Origin of the sequence: Flavobacterium sp. LB2P53, assembly GCF_003970305.1 — a bacterium.
In the GTDB taxonomy this organism is placed as follows: Bacteria; Bacteroidota; Bacteroidia; order Flavobacteriales; family Flavobacteriaceae; genus Flavobacterium.
This window is the reverse complement of the sequence record NZ_RYDG01000006.1, coordinates 112751-131410: the sequence shown is the minus strand read 5'-3', so window position 1 is coordinate 131410 and position 18660 is coordinate 112751. Positions and strand designations below refer to the sequence as shown.

Below are 18660 nucleotides of genomic sequence, written 5' to 3'. Positions count from 1 at the left end.
TATAATTATTCCAATTAAAGTGTGCCGATTTTTTTTACCAAAATGACTAAAACTATACTATTAGAAACAAAAGGAAAGTAAAAATTGATTTTATTTGTTGCCTTTACGGTTTTCCGCATTCTACAAGATTTTTTTTTCAATACCTTAGCGAATAATATAATTTTTCAGAAAACACTTCTTAATAATGACCAAACAAGTTACTCCTAAACAAGTAAAACCCAAAAAAGAAAAAAGCATAGAAGAAACCCTTTGGGATTCAGCCAACAAACTACGAGGAACCGTAGAATCATCAGAGTACAAGCACGTGGTTTTAGGATTAATCTTCCTGAAATTTGCCAGTGACAAATTTGAAGAGCGCCGTAAGGAACTGATTGCTGATGGAAAAGAAAAGTACATCGAAATGAAGGAGTTCTACAATATGTCGAACATTTTCTTTTTGCCTGAAGAATCCCGTTGGTCATTCATTATAGAAAATTCTAAACAAAGCGATATTGCCCTGAAGATAGACACCGCTTTGCATACTATAGAAAAGAACAATCCTGCCCTGAAAGGCGCTTTGCCCGATAATTACTTCTCCCGCCTGAATATGGACGTGAGTAAACTAGCCGCTTTGTTGGATACCATCAACAATATTGACACGATCAAGGACAAACAAACTGACATTGTGGGCCGTGTTTATGAATATTTTCTAAGAAAATTTGCTATTGCCGAAGGGAAAGGAAAAGGCGAATTCTACACCCCAAAAAGTATTGTAAATATTATCGCTGAAATGATTGAACCCTACAAAGGTATTATTTACGACCCCGCTTGTGGATCTGGTGGTATGTTTGTTCAGTCTATGAAATTTATAGAAAGCCACCACGGGAACAAAAAAGAGGTTTCCATCTACGGACAGGAATATACGGCCACAACTTATAAACTAGCCAAAATGAACTTGGCTATACGAGGAATTAATGCAAATTTCGGAGATATTCCTGCCGATACTTTTGGGCGTGACCAACACCCCGATTTGAAAGCCGATTACATTATGGCAAACCCACCATTTAACCAAAAAGACTGGAGAGCTGCTAATGAATTAATTGATGACCCTCGCTGGAGAGGTTATGAAGTTCCTCCTGTTAGTAATGCTAACTATGGATGGATTCTAAATATGGTAAGCAAATTATCTGATAACGGAGTTGCTGGATTTATATTGGCAAATGGAGCCCTTTCTGGTGGTGGTGAAGAATATAAAATTCGTAGAAAACTGATTGAAAACAAATTGGTTGAAGCGATTGTTATTATCCCTAGAAATACATTTTACACTACTGATATTAGTGTTACCCTATGGATTCTAAATAAAAATAAAAAAGCAAGAGTTGTAGAAATAAATGGTGTTCAAAAAAACTTCCGTGATAGAGAAGAAGAAATTCTTTTTGTAGATTTAAGAAGATGGGGTTCCGAATATGAAAAATCATTTATTGAATTATTGTCTGATGATATTACTAAAGTTGCAGAGAATTATCATAACTGGCAACAGACTTCATTTGAAACCAAGTACAACAATGTTCCAGAATATTGTTATTCGGCAAACCTTGATGAAATTAAAAGAAATGACTTTTCATTAGTTCCAAGTAAGTACATAGAATTTGAGGATAGAGATAGTACAATTGATTTTGATACTGAAATGGTTAGAATTCAAAAGGAATTTAAAACCATCCTTGCTGAAGAAGTAGAGTCGCAAAATCAATTAAGAAATGCTTTTAAAGGATTGGGTTATGAAATCAAATTATAAGCGTTTAGGTAATTACATAAGGCTAGTGGATAACCGGAATACTAATATGAAAGTAAACCGTTTACTAGGTATTAACATCACTAAAAATTTTATGCCTTCGGTTGCTAATGTTTCAGAAACTGATTTATCGAGGTATAAAGTTATTGAAAAAGGACAATTTGCTTATAGCGCCATGCAAGTAGGACGAGATGAAACTGTTCGAGTTGTATTATTTACCGATGATGCACCAGCTATAATTTCACCAGCTTATTTGGTCTTTGAAGTAATTGATATTACGGAAGTATATCCTGAATTCTTAATGATGTGGTTTCATCGCCCTGAGTCTGACAGGTATGGATGGTTTATCAGCGATAGTACAGTACGTGCTAGTTTAGAATGGGACCGTTTTTGTGAAATACAATTGCCAATACCTGATATTGATGCTCAAAAGTATTATGTTGACATGTATCAAGGTTTACTCAATAATCAAAAAACATATCAAAAAAGTCTTGAAGATTTACAAATTACAACTAATTCTTTTTTAGACAATTTTAAAAATCTAAAAACCAAAACTGAATTAAGAAGAGTAATTGAGCTTGTTGATGAAAAAAATTCAAATTATGACGTAAAAACTTTACTGGGCATAAACGTAAAAAAAGAATTTATGCCTTCTAAAGCTAATGTTTCAAATACAGATTTGGGAAAATACAAAATAATTAACAAAAATCAATTCGCATATAGTGCAATGCAAGTTGGTAGAGATGAAACCGTTAGAGTTGCACTTTATGAAAAAAATAAGCCAGCAATAATATCACCTGCGTATAATGTTTTCAGGGTAAAAGATACAAATGTTGTACTTCCAGAATTTTTAATGATTTGGTTTCATAGACCTGAATTTAATCGATATGGTTGGTTTATTAGTGATAGTAGTGTAAGAGCGAGTCTTGAATGGGAACGATTTATTGATATAAAATTACCAATACCTGATATTGAAATTCAAAAATCAATTGTCACTATTTTTCATGCTCTTCAAACTCGAAAAAGAATAAATGAACAATTAAAAGACATGATTAAACCGCTATGTCCCATTTTGATGAAAGGTGTTACGGATAAAGTTAATGAAAGTACAATAGTTTAAATTGAAAAAGTTTTTAGTCGAAAAAATTTAAAAAATAATGAGAACCAAAAATTAGAGGAATTGAAAGAGTTACTATTAGCAAAAATGACAAAAGTTGATACTGAAAAACAATTAGTTAAAATCGATGTTTGATATGGATGATGAATTAAAATACATCGATTCTTTGAATGATTTTGAATTGGTTCAATATTTTCAAGATAATTTAATTGTCCGTGCTACCGGCGGCAGTTTTCGCGAAGATACTTATATTAAAAGTCGAAATTTATTGATTGGAAATAAATCGATTTCTCATTTATTACCTAAGTGGTTAAACAATAATCGTACTATCGATCAGTTTTGGACTTTTATAAAAGCTCGTTACAGCACTTATCAGGAAAGAAGAGATTTTATTTGGAGTGAATTCAATAATTTACTTTCTCATCTTGAAACAGGTAAGACATCGCCATTAAATGAAATAATTATTTTTGATGAAGTACATATTCATGCTTTGTGGCAAAAAACAATTGAAAGAAAAGAAAGTGATCCCGAAGGAGCAATTACAGCTGCCAGAACTTTAATCGAAAGTGTATTGAAACATATTCTTGATGAGCAATCAATTATTTATAATGAAGGTGCCGATCTTCCTGTATTATATAAAGAAGTAGCAAAATTCTTAAATTTAGCTCCTGAACTTCATAATGAAGGAATATTTAAGCAAATACTTGGTGGTGTAACAAGTGTTGTAACTGGTTTGGGAGCTTTACGAAATAAATTAGGTGATGCACATGGAAAAAGTAAAACGAATGTGAAACCAAGTGTTAGACATAGTGAGCTTGCCGTAAATTTAGCAGGTTCAATGGCGGTGTTTTTATTTAAGAGTTATTCGGAGAAAAAGAATAATTTTTAAACAAATGCTTTCTTTAAAATGTTCAAAGTTAAAACTGAAATACTATAATTAATTATGGAAACAAGAAAAATATATAAATGCTTCATATCGTCTCCTGGAGATTGTAAAAATGAAAGAGAGGCTTGTCAGAAAGCAATAGATAAAATAAACATCGGTTTAGCGAAACACTTAGGTGTTAATTTTGAAACCTTTATGTGGGAATATGATGTACTACCAGATATGGGAAAAAATGGGCAAGAAATAATAGATGAATATATTGTAAAGTCTAAATATGATATTTTTATTGGTATAATGAAAAATAGATTTGGGCATCCAACAAAAAAAGCAGGCAGTGGTACTGAGCATGAATTTAATGATGCGTTGGAAAGAAAATTAGAAGATGATAATTCGATACCTAGAATAATATTCTTTTTTGGAAAAGAACTTATAGATCCTGATAATTTTGATCCAGAGCAATATCAAAAAGTAAAAGAGTTTAAAAGAAAAATTGGGGATGAAGGACTGTATATAGCTTTTGATGGTATTACAAATTTTGAAAATTTACTTGAAAAAAAAATTGAATTATTTATAAAGGAAAATTCCGCAATTTCTCAACCTGAAAAAAGAATTGAAGAAATTGATTTGATTGCAAAAAAAATGCAAGATGATTTAGATGAATCTTTAAAATCATATAATGAGGCAATTCCTGTATGGATTGATCCTATTATAAGTTCTAAACGTGAAGTACCAAAAGATCCAACAAAAAATCACGAATTCAAAGTAGATTTAAAAGGGATAATTAATAATCCTAATAATTATATTATTAAAGCTCCTTCTGAATTTGGATTGACAAGCCTAGCTCATTTTATAAAATTGGAAGCTTGGAAAAATGGAAAAACATTTTTATATATTGATGCTAAAAGAACTAAAAAGCATAAAATAGTAAGAGATATTTATAGCACATTAGAAAATTATTATTTCACAAAGGATGTAAATAAAATAGATTGTATACTATTAGATTCTGTTTGCCTTGAAGAAAATGGGATTATGCAAATGGTTAAAAATATATGTGACTCGTTTACTGAAATCCCACTTATTATTCTTAACACTATTGATAATAATTTTTTCTTAAAATCAGATGAAGATGATAAAGTAGAAATTAAAAGGAAATTCACATCCTATTATTTATTACCTCTGCCTCAAACAGAAGTAAGAAAGTTAGTCAAATCTTATACATTCATAAAATGCATTGAAGAAGATGAAGAATCTATGTTAAGTATGGTTACTAAGGACTTAGAGACTTTAAACATGCATAGAACAGCAAAAAATTGTATCTCAATTTTAAGAGCTTCGTCAAAAATAGGAACTGGATATTCACCAATAAACCGAACAAAATTATTAGATACTTTACTCAGTATCGTTTTTGAAGAATATGAAATACCAACCTACAAAGACAAAAAACCAGATATAAAAGACTGTACATTTGTTTTAGGGTATTTTTGTGAACTACTAACAATTCAAAACGATTTTGAATTCACTGAAGATTTTTTCATGTCTAATCTTAGAGATTTTTGTGCTAAGAATTATATTGAATTAGATTTAAATTATTTATTCAATGCATTAGTGGATAACTCAATATTTGGTAGAATTGGAGTAAATAACTTTTATTTCAAAAATTCCTATTGGGTCTTTTATTTTTTAGCTCATCACATGAATCTAAATAAAGAATTTCTTGATAATGTATATGAAAATAGTAGATACATTGATTTTCCTGAAATAATTGAATTTTACACGGGAATTGATAGAAATAAATCAGATGCATTAGTAATGCTTATAGAGGATATTGAAGAGACTTTAAAATTAGTGAGAAATAAAGTCAAAATTGATGATAATATAAATCCATACAAATCCATCTCATGGAATCCAGATGTTTCTGTTTTAGAAAAAGAACAAGAAAAAATCAGTAAAAATGTTATTTCTTCTGGTTTTCCTGATGAAGTTAAGGATAAATATGATGATAAGCATTATGACCAAATAAGACCTTATAATCAAGTGATTAGTTCTGTTTTGCGAGAATTTTCATATCAGGTTTTAATGCGTCAAATATCAGCTGCTTCAAGAGCTTTAAGAAATAGTGATTTTGTTAATCCAGAATTAAAAAAACAGATGTTAGACAAAATTGTTCAATCATGGAATGAAATAAATAAAATGTTAATTGTTCTTTCTCCAATACTTGCAGATAAAGGAAAAATTGCGTTTCAAGGTGCTAGCTTTTTTCTAAATGAAGATGATTTTAATATTACAGACCCAAATGAGAAAAGATTAGCTGTTTTACTTGCAATTCCATCAAATATTGTAAGGCTTTTTAAAGATGATTTATTTTCAAATAAAATGGCTCCTCTTATTTGTGATAAAGCCGTCAATGAAACTAATAGTCTTATAAAACATGAATTAATGATTTTGATATTAGCAGAAAGACCAAAAAATTGGAATAAACTTATTGATAACTACATTATCAGTTTAGATAAAAATTCGTTCTTTCTATCGGATGTCCTAATTACTTTAGAATTCCAATATAATTATAAAACAACGGAAATTGATCAAAGAAGAATTATTGATTTATTAATGCAAAAATGCAGGGCAAAACATATTTTTAAAAGTAATAATCCTGATTTGGGATTAATTAATAGGCTAAGACAACTAGATAAAAAATAGAAGGGCAAGAAATCAAATAACTTCTGAAGATTACACAAAAGTTGAGAACTCAACTCTAAAAAAAATTTCAGTTGGATGGTCACCTTGTTGATGATATTGGTTCAGTTTTGGCAGCTGAGAAATATGGCCTGTACCTTAAATTTTGAAATGAAAAATTCACAAACTGATAAAATATGTTTATGGTGTTTAGCGAGAGAACCAAAAGTTACTTTTGTTAAAAAAGCACACACTATTCCTAAATCATTAGGAGGACAGAATTACAATAATAATGTATGTGATGATTGTAATTATTATTTTGGAAACAGAGATAGCCATAACGGAAAATATTCGATAGAAGTTGCCTTGAAAGAAGCATTTTCTATTTCTAGAAAAAGATTTTTATTAGGTGGTATACCTAAAAGAAAGGTTGGGGAATTTAAATCCCAATTTTTTGAGATGAAAGAAAGAAATGGTAAATATAGATTAGCTGTTAGACCATCATATATGTTTGCCTCACAAATAGAACTTTGTAGAGCTTTTAAAAGAGGCTTGTACAAAATGTATTTAGAGGAGTTAAATAGGCAATATGGTAAAGGATTTGAATTAGACTATAATATTATTAGACATTTTGCCCGATACAATTTTAGTGATTTACCTGTTTTATATTTTACTAGAAGAATTGGAGTTATGATTTTTTTTAAAAGTGAGGCTGAAACACCAATTTTATATTTTGACAGGATGAATTACTTGTATTCAGACAATAAATTTGTTGAGATTGAATTTCTAGGTCATGTTTTTGGGTTTCCTATTACAGATTTTTCAGTAGAAGAATTTGAGGATTATGCACAGAAGTCCATTGAAATGAAGAAAGATTTTTTTGTAGAAGCGAAAGTAATTGAAAAATTTACTGATGTTGATATTAGTTTGAGTATTATGAATAGTTAAAATGTCAAGTTTTCTGTTCAAAAAACTTACATTTAAAAATAAATAAATATGAGCGAATCACAAAACATAGAATGGAAACGAAGTTGGCATGACGACTATCTGAAATGGGTATGCGGTTTTGCCAATGCGGTGGGTGGTACAATTTACATCGGTAAGGATGATGATGGTGGTGCGGTAATGCATTTGGAGCATTACAAAGCCTTGATGGAGTCCCTTCCCAATAAAATTCGTGAAAATTTGGGTATCATCTGTGATGTCAACTTGCATGACGAAGAAGGGAAAAAATATATCGAAATCAAAGTCAATCCGTATTCGGTTCCTGTGTCGCTCCGGGGGCGTTACTATTACCGTTCGGGCAGTTCCAAAATGGAAATGACAGGAAATACCCTAAACGAGTTTTTACTCAAAAAAGCAGGTAAAACTTGGGATGATGTCATTGAGGAAGGTGCCGGTTTGGATGATATAGACGACACCAGTATCAAAACATTCATCAAAGATGCCTTAAAGAGCGGGCGTATGCCCAATGATATTGGAGAACTTTCTACCGTAGAACTTTTGGAGAAAATTCGTTTGCTCGATCACGGGAAACTCAAAAGAGCAGCCATAATCCTCTTTGGTAAAGACCCAAATCGTTTTTATCCCAACATTAAAGTAAAAATAGGTCGTTTTGGTGTCAACGATGCCGACCTGCGTTTTCAGGAAGTGGAAGAAGGCAATATTATGGAATTGCTTAAAACAGTTCCCAATCAGTTAAACTACAAGTTTTTCACCAAACCCATTGACTTCGAAGGTTTGCTACGCATAGAAAAAGACGAGTATCCTGTAGCCGCCATACGAGAAATGCTGCTGAATGCTTTGGTACACCGTTCCTATATGGGTTCGATGATTCAAATGCGTGTGTATGATAATAAATTAACTATTTGGAACGAAGGTTTACTGCCTGAAGGTATGGAACTGGAAAGCTTGAAACGCCACCATATTTCACGTCCCAGAAATCCTTTGATAGCCGATGTTTGTTTCAAAGCGGGTTATATTGATTCTTGGGGTCGTGGTACTTTAAAGATTTATGAAGCCAGTAAAGAGATGGGCTTGCCGGAACCAGAAATCACAAGCTTAGATGGTGGTATTTTGGTTACTGTATTTAAAAAAACAACTTGGTCGCCAAACGATAAAGTTGACGACCAAGCTGTTATCCCAGCTGGTACAACGAAGTCTATAGAAGATCTCCAAAAAGAATTTGGGTTATTGTCAGACCGAATTACTCTCGGGAAGGAAACGAACATCGCTTTTTTGCAGGGTAATTACGGGGTATTTACGGAAGAAATACGGAAGAAATACGGAAGAAATACGGAAGAAATACGGAAGAAATACGGAAGAAATGCAATTGATATTCTTACGCTCTTCATGCTTGAGCCATCCATTAGGTCTAAAGATATTGCTGTTATTCTTGGTCTAGCGGCAAGTACAATAGAAAAAGTTATCGCTAAATTTAAGGATGATAAAGTGATTGAAAGAGAAGGTTCAACAAAAAGTGGGTATTGGAAAATAATAGAACAAAAATGAAATTCACCGAAGCGCAATTAGAAAAGGCATTTATATCACTACTACAAGAAGAGAAAATGACGCACCTTGCAGGCGGGGAAGTGCGTAAAACAGAATTCAACGGTTTTGCGGAACCACCAACTGTTTATGGCCATGTAGTAAGTGAAAAAGTCTTGATTATAGAAGATCTGAAAAACTATTTGCGCAACCAATACATGACCGAAAATATTACCGAAAACGAAATTGATTCCATCATAAGGGATTTAGATCGTTTGCCTGCTTCTGATTTATACGAGACCAACAAAACCGTTATGAAAATGGTGAGTAATGGTTTTCTGTTGAAACGCGAAGACCGTAACCAGAAAGATGTTTATATTCAGTTGATTGATTATACTGAGGAGGATAATAACACTTATAGGATTGTCAACCAGTTGGCGATTAAAGGGTATGAAATGCGTATCCCCGATTTAATTCTGTACATCAATGGATTGCCATTGGTGGTTTTTGAATTCAAAACAGCCATTCAGGAAAACACCACGATACACGATGCTTATGTACAATTAACCACAAGATACAAAAGAGATATTCCGGAACTGTTTAAATACAATGCGTTTTGTGTCATTAGTGACGGAGTGAATACCAAAGCCGGTTCTTTCTTTGCGCCCTACGAATTCTTTTATGCTTGGCGCAAAATTGAAGGCATGGTCAATGAAGTAGATGGCATTGACGCCATGTACACTCTAATTCAAGGCATGTTTAATCGTAAAAGATTGCGGGATATTATTCACAACTTTATCTATTTGCCTGATAGTTCCAAGAAAAATGAAAAAATAGTCTGTCGATATCCGCAGTATTATGCAGCTACAAAACTTTTTGAAAATATAAAATTACACCAACGCCCAGATGGTGACGGTAAAGGGGGAACTTATTTCGGAACCACAGGATGCGGTAAAAGCTACACCATGTTGTTTTTGAGTCGCTTGCTAATGAAAAGCACTTATTTTGGAAGTCCTACCATTCTTCTCATTACAGACAGAACAGATTTGGACGATCAATTGTCGGGACAATTCACCAATGCCAAAGGATTTGTAGGGGATGATACTATTATTAGTGTTGAAAGCCGATCTAATTTACGTGAATTAATGCAAGGCAGGAATAGTGGCGGAGTCTTTTTGACAACGATTCATAAATTTACGGAAGACACTAAATTATTAACGGACAGAACAAATGTAATTTGCATTTCAGACGAAGCGCATCGAAGCCAAACCAATTTAGACCAAAAAGTAAAAATAACAGAGAAGGGTGTAACTAAAACTTTTGGTTTTGCTAAATATTTACATGATTCCCTACCCAATGCAACCTATGTAGGTTTTACAGGAACACCCATTGATGCAACTATTGATGTTTTTGGGGATGTTGTTGATGCCTATACAATGACGGAATCTGTTGCAGATGAAATCACGGTGCGCATCGTTTATGAAGGACGTGCTGCCAAAGTTTTATTGAATAACCGTAAACTTCAAGAAATTGAAGAGTATTACAATCGTTGTGCAGAGGAAGGCAGCAATGAACACCAAATAGAAGAAAGTAAAAAAGTGATGGCGCAAATGAATGCGATCATCGGAGATCCAAAACGTTTAAAGGATTTGGCTGAGGATTTTGTAACCCATTATGAAAATCGAGTATCCGAAGGGGCTACAATAAAAGGAAAAGCTATGTTTGTTTGCAGCAGCAGCAGACCCATTGCTTATGAGTTATATAAAAACGTTTTGGAACTAAGACCAGAATGGGGCGAAATAAAAGTTTGTGATGAAGGTGCTATCCTCACGGATAAAGAGAAAAAGGAGATCAAACCGATGGAACGCATGAAAATGGTTATGACTCGTGGAAAAGATGATCCTGAAGATATGTATTATTTATTGGGTACAAAAGAGGATCGAAAAGAAATGGATCGCCAATTTAAAAATGAAAAATCCAATTTCAAAATAGCGATTGTTGTCGATATGTGGCTAACAGGTTTTGATGTTCCGTTTTTAGATACGATGTATATTGACAAACCGATCCAGCGACACAATCTAATCCAAACCATTTCAAGGGTTAACCGTAAATTTGAAGGAAAAAACAAAGGCTTAATCGTAGATTATATAGGTATTAAAAAACAAATGAACTTGGCTTTAGCACATTATAACAAAAAGGATTCCGATATTTTTGAAGATATCGAGCAATCTATTATAGTGGTTAAAGATCAATTGGATTTATTGCACAAACTCTTTCATAAATTCGATAGTAGTAAATACTTCAACGGTACGCCACTCGAACAGCTAAATACCTTAAATAAAGGGGCTGAATTTGCGCAAATAACACAAGAAATAGAAAAGCGTTTTATGTATATCGTAAAACGTTTGAAATTAGCTTATGACATTTGTTCAGGTAGTGAAGCTTTCACGCATCACGATAGAGATGAAATTCATTTCTTCTTAGCTGTTAGATCCATTGTTTTCAAATTAACTAAAGGAATAGCGCCAGATACTGCACAAATGAATAATCGTGTCCGGAACATGATTCAAGAAGCAATTGAGAGTGAAGGTGTGGAGGAAATCTTTAAATTAGGTGAAACAGGCGAAACAGAGGTGGATATTTTCTCGGATGATTACTTAGCAAAATTAGATAAAATCAAATTGCCCAATACTAAAATCAAATTATTGCAAAAACTCTTAGCAAAAGCTATTGAAGACATACAGAAAATCAATAAGATTATAGGGATTGATTTCACAAAACGCCTCCAATTTATTGTCGATAAATACAACGAACGAAAAGAAAGCGATGTATTAGATAGTATGGTATTGGAGGATTTTACCGATGAGATTATTGATTTGTATTTTGCTTTAAAAAAAGAAAAAGATTCCTTTAAGGATTTAGGAATAGACATTGAAGAAAAAGCGTTTTACGATATTTTAAAAGCCTTGGCGATTAAGTATGATTTTGTTTATCCAGAAAACAAGCTTATTATACTTGCTCAAAAAGTAAAAGAGGTCGTTGATGATAAAGCAAAATATACCGATTGGAGTAAACGTGACGATATTAAAGCTGAATTGAAAGTAGGCTTGATTATTCTGTTGGCAGACAATGGTTATCCCCCTGTAGATAGAGACGAAGTTTATAAAGAAATTTTTGAGCAAGCAGAGAATTTTAAGAAGTATAGAGCCTAGAATAATTAGTTTTTAATACAATTTTCTAAAAGTTATGAAAATACAATATTGCTCCGATCTTCACTTAGAATTTTTAGACAACCGCAAATGGGTTTTAGAAAATCCTATTATACCTATTGGAAATATTCTAATTTTGGCTGGAGATATTGTGCTTTTTAAGGAAATACACCAACATCAAAAATTCTTTGATTATGTATCCAAAAATTTTGAGCAAACGTTTTGGATTCCCGGTAATCATGAATACTACAATGCAGATATTTCCAAAAGAAGTGGTTCTTTTGAAGAAAAAATAAGAGACAATGTAACTTTACTAAACAATACAGTAAAAACCATTAATGAAGTACGACTAGTATTTTCAACCTTATGGTCACACATTTCGGTAGAAAAACAATTTATAATAGAACAAAGCCTTTCAGATTTTAGAGTAATACGAAATAATGAAAAAAGATTAACTGTTGATGATTATAATCAGTTCCATCTTGAATGCCGATCCTTTTTAGAAGAAACTTTCCAAACCAAAACAGATAAACCCGCGGTTGTAATAAGCCATCATCCGCCAACTTTTATCAATTATCCAGAGAAGTATGCTAATAGCAATATAAATGAAGCTTTTGGGACAGAAATGTCATCTGTCATAGAAAATAATGAAATAGACTATTGGATCTATGGCCATCATCATTGTAATATAACTGATTTTACAATTGGTAAAACCAAATTGGTAACTAATCAATTGGGATATATCAAATACAATGAGAATGAAAATTACAGAAATAATGCCGTATTTTCTATCTAATTTGATTTGATTCAAACATTTACTCTTTGGATTCTACAAAATTAATTTTAGATCCATTTATCATCTAAAATTTCTTGACCAAAACAATGTATAGCATCCTCAATTTTCTTGAGTTGCTTTACTGTTGGTATACTATTACCAGTTGCAAAGTCCTGAATTTGTTTTGAATTAAGTCCTGTTACTTTCTCAAGTCCTAAATCGGTAAATATTTCTTTGCTTTGGTTTAAAAAGCTAGCTAAATCTGTTTTCATAATTTTTTTTTACTGTAATTCAGTATATTTAATACTAATTTGATAGCTCCTACTTCGCCATTTCATAGCTTTTTAAATTTGGTGTGTTGATTAAAAAATTTTCTTTTGCTTTTGCTAGGTCATACGATCTTTGCAAATTGAGTAAATGACTCGCAGTACTTCCAAATACTTTTTCTAATCTTAACGCCATATTTGGCGAAATAGAAGTGTGACCGTTTATGATGTTTGAAAAATTGGATCGAGTAGTTCCAAGTAGTTCGGCAATTTTACTAATAGTTAAATTTCTTCCCTCGACAAGCTCCATGTGAAGAATTTGTCCGGGGTGTATTTTTTTCATTTTTCTTTCCATGATGTCTGTTTTTTTAATGTGTATCTAGAGAATTAATTTCGTCAACATTAAATTTGTTAATAATTTCATCTATTAACTCATAAATAGGTTCATCATAGGTGTAGATTAATGAACTATACATTCCTGTTGGTTCATCAAATTTGTAGCTTACGTACTTATCCTTTTTGCTGATTAATGTGTTCAAAAAACGAACCCCATTATTTTCTAAAATCTTTTTTAAGTTTTTGCTATATGTTTCTTTAGTATGATGAATATTGTTTAAAACAACATCATATTCAAAACCTAATTTTTTTGAGGAAGGTATGATTATTTTCTCAACAAATTCAACCGTGATTCTCTGTTTTTCAAAATCCTCATTCATTGGAATCAAAATATAATCAAAATATTTTAAAAAGTCTTCGTTAAAGTCTTTGTCGCATAATTTTGCGCCAACGTCAACAATTGTAAAATCATATTCATTTTTAATAAGTTCAAGAGATTCTACTATTTCTGATATAAATTTAGGATTGATTGAAAGAGGCTCAAATCCATCCGTATATATTGAATCATATTTTTCTTTATATGCCAGTATTGAATTATTTTTCAAAGAATCGCTCTCAATTTTCCTTAAATTAACTAATGAATATTGAGGTGTGTCTGTATCTAACAATACGACTCTATTATTACTTTTATTGGGGTTAAAAACACGAATGTGATGTAAACCCATCGCTATGTGCAATGTCAATGTTGACTTTCCGATTCCTCCTTTTGGATTTATTATTCCAATTACTTTTCCTTTAGCTTTCATTTTAGTTTTTTAAATATTTTTTTTTAATATCTGTGCAGGTAGATTTAATAAGTCTATGCAAATTGTTTTTCAGCTTTTATAAATATTTAGAATTTTTAAAAACATCATTAGCTATTTTATCTAATTTTTTGTTTGGTAATTTGTTTAGATATGCTTGTGTTGTTTTTATATCAGTATGGCCAAGCATTTCGCTAATTGCATCAATTGGCACACCATTAAATTTTAAATAGGTTGCAAAAGAATGTCTTGCAGTGTAAAAAGTAATATTCTTATTCACTCCTATAAGATTGGCAATTTCTTTTAAAGATTTATTGACTTCTTTTAATATTTTTTCTTCTCTATTTTTTATTTGAATTTTTGTTAAGCTTTTTTCTCTTAAAATTGGATGTAAATAATCTGCAAAGGATCTACTTTTATAAAAACCGAGTATTTTTATTGAAATGGGAGTTAATTCAAATTCCAAGTGAACACCTGTTTTTATTCTAGTATAAGACATTATATTATCAGAAACATTTGAGTTGACTAAGCAAGAAATGTCTATAAAATTCATACCTCTACAATAAAAACTAAACAAGTACATGTCCTTTGCAAATTGAAGTTTTAAGTTGTTTGAAACGTCTATTTTTAGTAATAATCCAATTTCAATTTCAGATAAATAATCTCGTTTAGCCTCGTTTTTTAGTTTTGCTATTTTATAGTCTTTAAATGGATAAATCCGTTCAGGAATACGTTTTCGCATAATTGCTTTATTTAAAACAGCTCTTATTGTCCTCATTCTAATGCTTATACCGCTATCTGTTCCTCCGTTACTTCTTAAAAAGGATTCGTATTTTTGTAAAAACTCAAAATTTAGTTGAGTAAATTTCAAAGTATCACTTTTCCAAAATTTTTGTAAAGACTGTAGCGTTTCTTTGTATATGTCTGCAGTACCAATTTTTTCAGAGGCGTAAAATTCATCCCTAATTTCTTGATGAAATCCAAAATAATCATAAGTGATAGACTTTGTTTCTTCTCTTTTTATTTCATTTATAATTTCGCTTAGGGAATAATCTTCGTCAAGTTTTATTCTTTCGTCAATGAAATCTTCAACTTTTTTATTTGTTTTTCCAATAAAACCATTGATGATTTTATGCTTTTTGCTTGAAGTTTTTAATCTGTCAGCTTCAAAACTCCAATCTTCAAAATCACAAGAATATTTTGTTGAAACCAAAGTGTTTTTCCTGTCTTTTACCAAAGTCATAACAATTGTATGCTTTCCGTCTTTGTTCGGTTTTTTTCTGATTGTAAATTTAGTTGATATCATATAGGTTTGTATATTTGTCGAACATTTGTCGAACATTTATATGCAAAACTACAATAAAAGAAAGAAATAGGCAACTGTGAATACTTATAAGTTATTGATTATCAATAAAAAGAAAATATAGGAAAACAAAGGAAACTAAATAAAACCTGCCTTCTAAGCAGGCGGTCGAAGGTTCGAATCCTTCTGCCTTCACTAAAACCCTTATAAACGTTTGATTTATAAGGGTTTTTTATTTCTAGTTGCCAGTTTAGTTGCCTTTTGTACATGTTGATAACTTTTTACTAGACAAAAAGCCCCGATAACATTTTAGTTTATCGGGGCTTTTTTGATTAATCTGTAAAATCAATTATTATTGCGTCGGGCGGTGTATCTTCTCGGCTGTTGTTTCTTATTACGCTAATTCCGCTGTAATGTTTTTTTTGATTTGGTAACCAAAAGATATGAAAAAAAGGGCTTACTGTTAAAAGTGGCCCTTTGTCTTGAATTTATTTAGTCGGTTAGTAGTGAAAAAAAATGGAAACTCAAAAAACGTACAGCTGCCCAATGCATCCAGAAGTTACGTTGGATAAACCCGGAAAATGTCCCAAATGCGGAATGAATTTAGTGGAGAAAAAAGAGTAAAAATTCTATTAGCAACTAACGGTTCAAAATAAAGTAGTACCCACAAAAGTAGTTACAGGTTCACCAAAAAACATAATACTTTATGGAGCTTAAGAATCCAAAAATGATGTGATGTTGCTCCTGGTGTTCCATCATTTCGCTTGAGTTTTTAATACTGCATCAAATATATTCGTTGATTTTTGGACACAAAATATTATAATAAATACTGCAATCAAAAAGAAATTCCTAGCTAATGTGTCATCAGACACATTAGCTAGGAATTTCTGTAGATCAAGATTTACTTACAATTTTAAATTTTTGGCAATCAATAAAATTTAGTACTTTTACAATCTTGAAAAAAATAGTTGTCATATCATTCCTTTTTGCTTTTTTGTGTGCTAACACAGAGATTGGACAGTTATTTAAATTGCCGAACTTACTACAACACTTTTCAGATCACCAAGAAGATAACATTGGTCAGAATATTTCATTACTTGATTTTATAGCTATTCATTACAATGATAGTCATCAACATTCAAGTAAAGAAAAAGATAGTCATCAAAATTTACCTTTCAAGACAATTAATACAAATGTAAATACGGTTCTTGCTTTTATAAACCAAACAGCGTTTTCTTTTCGCAAGCCTACTATTATTTATCTAAACCGCACTGTAGCTTTCAGTCAGGATTTTTACATTTCCAGCGTTTTTACCTCTATCTGGCTTCCCCCTAAGTTGAGTTAATTAATTTTATTTTAAACCGTAATTAGTTATATTTTAAATATTTCTGATTGCTATTTTAAAATATACTTTGCTATTTACGTATAGCGAACGATACGTTGTATGAATTACATTAGCATTCATCACTAACTAGACGTTTAAGAGTTTTAGGTTCTCCATAACTAAAATCTTTTTAGACTTCACAAAAATCTCCTAGCGTTTTTAGTGTCGATCTGTAAGACAATCAATATTATTTAATTCGAAAAACATCTATAATGAAAACAATTAAATCCATTGCAGTTGCGATACTGATAACTATTGCAGGCACAACAATTTCTAATGCACAAGTAAACGAAAATCAATCCAAAATGCCGCACGGTGGAATAATACAAGATTCAGGCGACTACAAAATTGAAAGGGTCGAAAGAGAAAACAATATTAGTTTTTACGTACTGAATGCGAAAGGAAAAACGGTTTCAAATAAAAAAATTACTGGCTTGGCTGTTTTTGAATTTTTTAATAAAACAAAAGCAACGAATCCAGTTTCTTTGGACACCAACAATGCTTTATTTGTACAAGTTCCTAAAGCAAGCATATATGCTTATTGTACCATCACATTACTTGTCAATGGAAAAACAATCTCTTCCAAATTTAAAAATAGCCAAGTTTCTGAACAAGATATTAATCATGGACACCAACATTAATTTTATTATTCTTTATAAACCCAATTAAAATTACAATTATGAAAAATTTTTTAATCGTAGCGACTATCGCAATCGGAATGTTAACTTCTTGCAACAACAAAGCAAATAACGAAACTGAAAACACTGAAAGTCAATCTACTGAAACAGTAGAACAAGTTCAAGTGGTCACAGATTCTACGGATCAAGTAGGTACGGACAGTATTAATCAAGTGGAGCAAGATAAAGTTGACGCGGCTCATGGTCACACGCATTAGTATAATTTAACAGGCTGCTTCTCTTGCGAAAATTTCAGGAGAGAAGTAGTTTTTAAAAGAAAAATAAAATTATGAATTCAAAAAAAATAATATTTCTTGTTATACTTTTTTTTGTCGGCATCACAGGCGTTTTTGCTCATGGTGTCGATGAAAATACACAAACTTTTTTGTCAGGAAATGATGGCGTTGCTTTTGGCCCATTTCTCTATATTGGTGCAAAACACATGCTTACGGGTTACGATCATCTGCTTTTTTTAGTTGGTGTTATCTTTTTCCTTTATCGTCCGAAAGAAGTGCTACTTTATGTAAGTTTCTTTACAATTGGTCATAGCGCAACATTATTGTTTGGAGTTATGAGTACTATATCAATTAATTCGTATTTAATTGATGCCATTATCGCACTGTCAATAGTGTATAAAGGTTTTGATAATTTAGGTGGTTTCAAGAAATTTTTCGGAAGGCAACCCAATACAAAAGCAGCTGTTTTGATTTTCGGATTATTTCATGGTTTCGGGCTTGCCAGCAAATTGCAAGATTTCAAATTTGAAAAAGAAGGATTGTTTACCAATCTGCTTGGATTCAATATTGGTGTCGAAATAGGTCAGTTCATAGCATTGACTTTTGTGCTAATCTTGATTACTTTATGGCGCAGACATTCCAGCTTTATGAAATTTTCAACAATAACAAATACGCTGCTTATGGCTGCTGGATTTGTATTAATAGGATATCAGTTAACGGGTTATTTTACATCTTAA

Annotated in this window: 17 protein-coding genes, 1 tRNA gene and 1 pseudogene; 15 read left to right on the top strand and 4 right to left on the bottom strand. The window is 31.6% G+C overall.

Features of this window, described 5'->3' with window-relative positions:
* Positions 1 to 184 precede the first annotated feature (184 nt).
* The 9 genes from EKL95_RS09360 (at position 185) to EKL95_RS09325 (ending at position 12939) form a co-directional block, all read left to right on the top strand.
* Entirely contained in the window at positions 185 to 1774 is a 1590-nt protein-coding gene (locus tag EKL95_RS09360; protein WP_126564028.1) for a type I restriction-modification system subunit M, read from the top strand.
* Positions 1758 to 2891 carry a restriction endonuclease subunit S gene (locus tag EKL95_RS09355; RefSeq protein ID WP_199736802.1) on the top strand — a complete coding sequence of 378 codons (1134 nt, stop codon included), beginning with the start codon at positions 1758 to 1760 and terminating at the stop codon, positions 2889 to 2891. Before EKL95_RS09360 ends, EKL95_RS09355 begins: the two co-directional genes overlap by 17 nt.
* 133 nt (positions 2892 to 3024) lie before the next feature.
* On the top strand, positions 3025 to 3777 hold the full coding sequence (locus tag EKL95_RS09350) for an abortive infection family protein (protein WP_126564026.1): 753 nt from the start codon (positions 3025 to 3027) through the stop codon (positions 3775 to 3777).
* 54 nt (positions 3778 to 3831) lie between these two features.
* Positions 3832 to 6471, top strand: coding sequence for a DUF4062 domain-containing protein (locus tag EKL95_RS09345; protein WP_126564025.1), 2640 nt, complete (start codon positions 3832 to 3834; stop codon positions 6469 to 6471).
* A gap of 71 nt (positions 6472 to 6542) precedes the next feature.
* Positions 6543 to 6617, top strand: coding sequence for a hypothetical protein (locus tag EKL95_RS15420; protein WP_410503654.1), 75 nt, complete (start codon positions 6543 to 6545; stop codon positions 6615 to 6617).
* Between the two features lies 1 nt (position 6618).
* Positions 6619 to 7395, top strand: a complete 777-nt coding sequence (locus tag EKL95_RS09340; RefSeq protein WP_158614855.1) for an HNH endonuclease — start codon at positions 6619 to 6621, stop codon at positions 7393 to 7395.
* A gap of 48 nt (positions 7396 to 7443) precedes the next feature.
* Complete coding sequence (locus tag EKL95_RS09335) at positions 7444 to 8958, top strand: ATP-binding protein (RefSeq protein WP_126564023.1); 1515 nt, start codon at positions 7444 to 7446, stop codon at positions 8956 to 8958.
* Positions 8955 to 12146, top strand: a complete 3192-nt coding sequence (locus EKL95_RS09330) for a type I restriction endonuclease subunit R (protein ID WP_126564022.1) — start codon at positions 8955 to 8957, stop codon at positions 12144 to 12146. Before EKL95_RS09335 ends, EKL95_RS09330 begins: the two co-directional genes overlap by 4 nt.
* 34 nt (positions 12147 to 12180) lie before the next feature.
* The gene (locus EKL95_RS09325) at positions 12181 to 12939 is read left to right on the top strand and encodes a metallophosphoesterase (protein ID WP_126564021.1); all 759 of its coding nucleotides are present in this window, start codon (positions 12181 to 12183) and stop codon (positions 12937 to 12939) included.
* 47 nt (positions 12940 to 12986) lie between these two features.
* Here the strand turns inward: EKL95_RS09325 and EKL95_RS09320 are convergent, their stop codons facing one another.
* From EKL95_RS09320 to EKL95_RS09305, 4 genes are all read right to left on the bottom strand, one after another.
* On the bottom strand, positions 12987 to 13190 hold the full coding sequence (locus EKL95_RS09320) for a hypothetical protein (RefSeq protein WP_126564020.1): 204 nt from the start codon (positions 13188 to 13190) through the stop codon (positions 12987 to 12989).
* Positions 13191 to 13239: 49 nt separating this feature from the next.
* Positions 13240 to 13527: a HigA family addiction module antitoxin gene (locus tag EKL95_RS09315; protein ID WP_199736800.1), complete on the bottom strand. Its 288-nt coding sequence runs from the start codon at positions 13525 to 13527 to the stop codon at positions 13240 to 13242.
* Between the two features lie 25 nt (positions 13528 to 13552).
* Positions 13553 to 14326 (bottom strand): ParA family protein, encoded by a 774-nt coding sequence (locus EKL95_RS09310; RefSeq protein ID WP_126564018.1) that lies wholly within the window; start codon positions 14324 to 14326, stop codon positions 13553 to 13555.
* 76 nt (positions 14327 to 14402) lie between these two features.
* On the bottom strand, positions 14403 to 15629 hold the full coding sequence (locus EKL95_RS09305; protein ID WP_158614854.1) for a site-specific integrase: 1227 nt from the start codon (positions 15627 to 15629) through the stop codon (positions 14403 to 14405).
* A 111-nt stretch (positions 15630 to 15740) separates the two neighbouring features.
* On the opposite strand from EKL95_RS09305, the gene EKL95_RS14935 reads away from it, so the two are divergent.
* The 6 genes and pseudogenes from EKL95_RS14935 (at position 15741) to EKL95_RS09285 (ending at position 18660) form a co-directional block, all read left to right on the top strand.
* Positions 15741 to 15821, top strand: a tRNA-Ser gene (locus EKL95_RS14935).
* Between the two features lie 327 nt (positions 15822 to 16148).
* Positions 16149 to 16247: pseudogene (locus EKL95_RS15305) on the top strand (heavy metal-binding domain-containing protein); the annotation flags it as partial.
* Positions 16248 to 16581: 334 nt separating this feature from the next.
* Complete coding sequence (locus EKL95_RS09300; protein WP_126554177.1) at positions 16582 to 16971, top strand: hypothetical protein; 390 nt, start codon at positions 16582 to 16584, stop codon at positions 16969 to 16971.
* 251 nt (positions 16972 to 17222) lie between these two features.
* A complete protein-coding gene (locus tag EKL95_RS09295; protein ID WP_126564016.1) occupies positions 17223 to 17651 on the top strand; it encodes a hypothetical protein in 429 nt (142 codons plus the stop codon).
* A gap of 38 nt (positions 17652 to 17689) precedes the next feature.
* Positions 17690 to 17905, top strand: a complete 216-nt coding sequence (locus EKL95_RS09290) for a hypothetical protein (RefSeq protein ID WP_126515421.1) — start codon at positions 17690 to 17692, stop codon at positions 17903 to 17905.
* 71 nt (positions 17906 to 17976) lie between these two features.
* On the top strand, positions 17977 to 18660 hold the full coding sequence (locus EKL95_RS09285) for a HupE/UreJ family protein (RefSeq protein ID WP_126462428.1): 684 nt from the start codon (positions 17977 to 17979) through the stop codon (positions 18658 to 18660).

Bases quoted from the DNA above. Each gene is read 5' to 3' on its own strand.
- EKL95_RS09360 (WP_126564028.1), top strand. From the start codon at position 185: ATGACCAAACAAGTTACTCCTAAACAAGTAAAACCCAAAAAAGAAAAA.
- EKL95_RS09355 (WP_199736802.1), top strand. From the start codon at position 1,758: ATGAAATCAAATTATAAGCGTTTAGGTAATTACATAAGGCTAGTGGAT.
- EKL95_RS09350 (WP_126564026.1), top strand. From the start codon at position 3,025: ATGGATGATGAATTAAAATACATCGATTCTTTGAATGATTTTGAATTG.
- EKL95_RS09345 (WP_126564025.1), top strand. From the start codon at position 3,832: ATGGAAACAAGAAAAATATATAAATGCTTCATATCGTCTCCTGGAGAT.
- EKL95_RS09340 (WP_158614855.1), top strand. From the start codon at position 6,619: ATGAAAAATTCACAAACTGATAAAATATGTTTATGGTGTTTAGCGAGA.
- EKL95_RS09335 (WP_126564023.1), top strand. From the start codon at position 7,444: ATGAGCGAATCACAAAACATAGAATGGAAACGAAGTTGGCATGACGAC.
- EKL95_RS09330 (WP_126564022.1), top strand. From the start codon at position 8,955: ATGAAATTCACCGAAGCGCAATTAGAAAAGGCATTTATATCACTACTA.
- EKL95_RS09325 (WP_126564021.1), top strand. From the start codon at position 12,181: ATGAAAATACAATATTGCTCCGATCTTCACTTAGAATTTTTAGACAAC.
- EKL95_RS09320 (WP_126564020.1), bottom strand. From the start codon at position 13,190: ATGAAAACAGATTTAGCTAGCTTTTTAAACCAAAGCAAAGAAATATTT.
- EKL95_RS09315 (WP_199736800.1), bottom strand. From the start codon at position 13,527: ATGAAAAAAATACACCCCGGACAAATTCTTCACATGGAGCTTGTCGAG.
- EKL95_RS09310 (WP_126564018.1), bottom strand. From the start codon at position 14,326: ATGAAAGCTAAAGGAAAAGTAATTGGAATAATAAATCCAAAAGGAGGA.
- EKL95_RS09305 (WP_158614854.1), bottom strand. From the start codon at position 15,629: ATGATATCAACTAAATTTACAATCAGAAAAAAACCGAACAAAGACGGA.
- EKL95_RS09295 (WP_126564016.1), top strand. From the start codon at position 17,223: ATGAAAACAATTAAATCCATTGCAGTTGCGATACTGATAACTATTGCA.
- EKL95_RS09290 (WP_126515421.1), top strand. From the start codon at position 17,690: ATGAAAAATTTTTTAATCGTAGCGACTATCGCAATCGGAATGTTAACT.
- EKL95_RS09285 (WP_126462428.1), top strand. From the start codon at position 17,977: ATGAATTCAAAAAAAATAATATTTCTTGTTATACTTTTTTTTGTCGGC.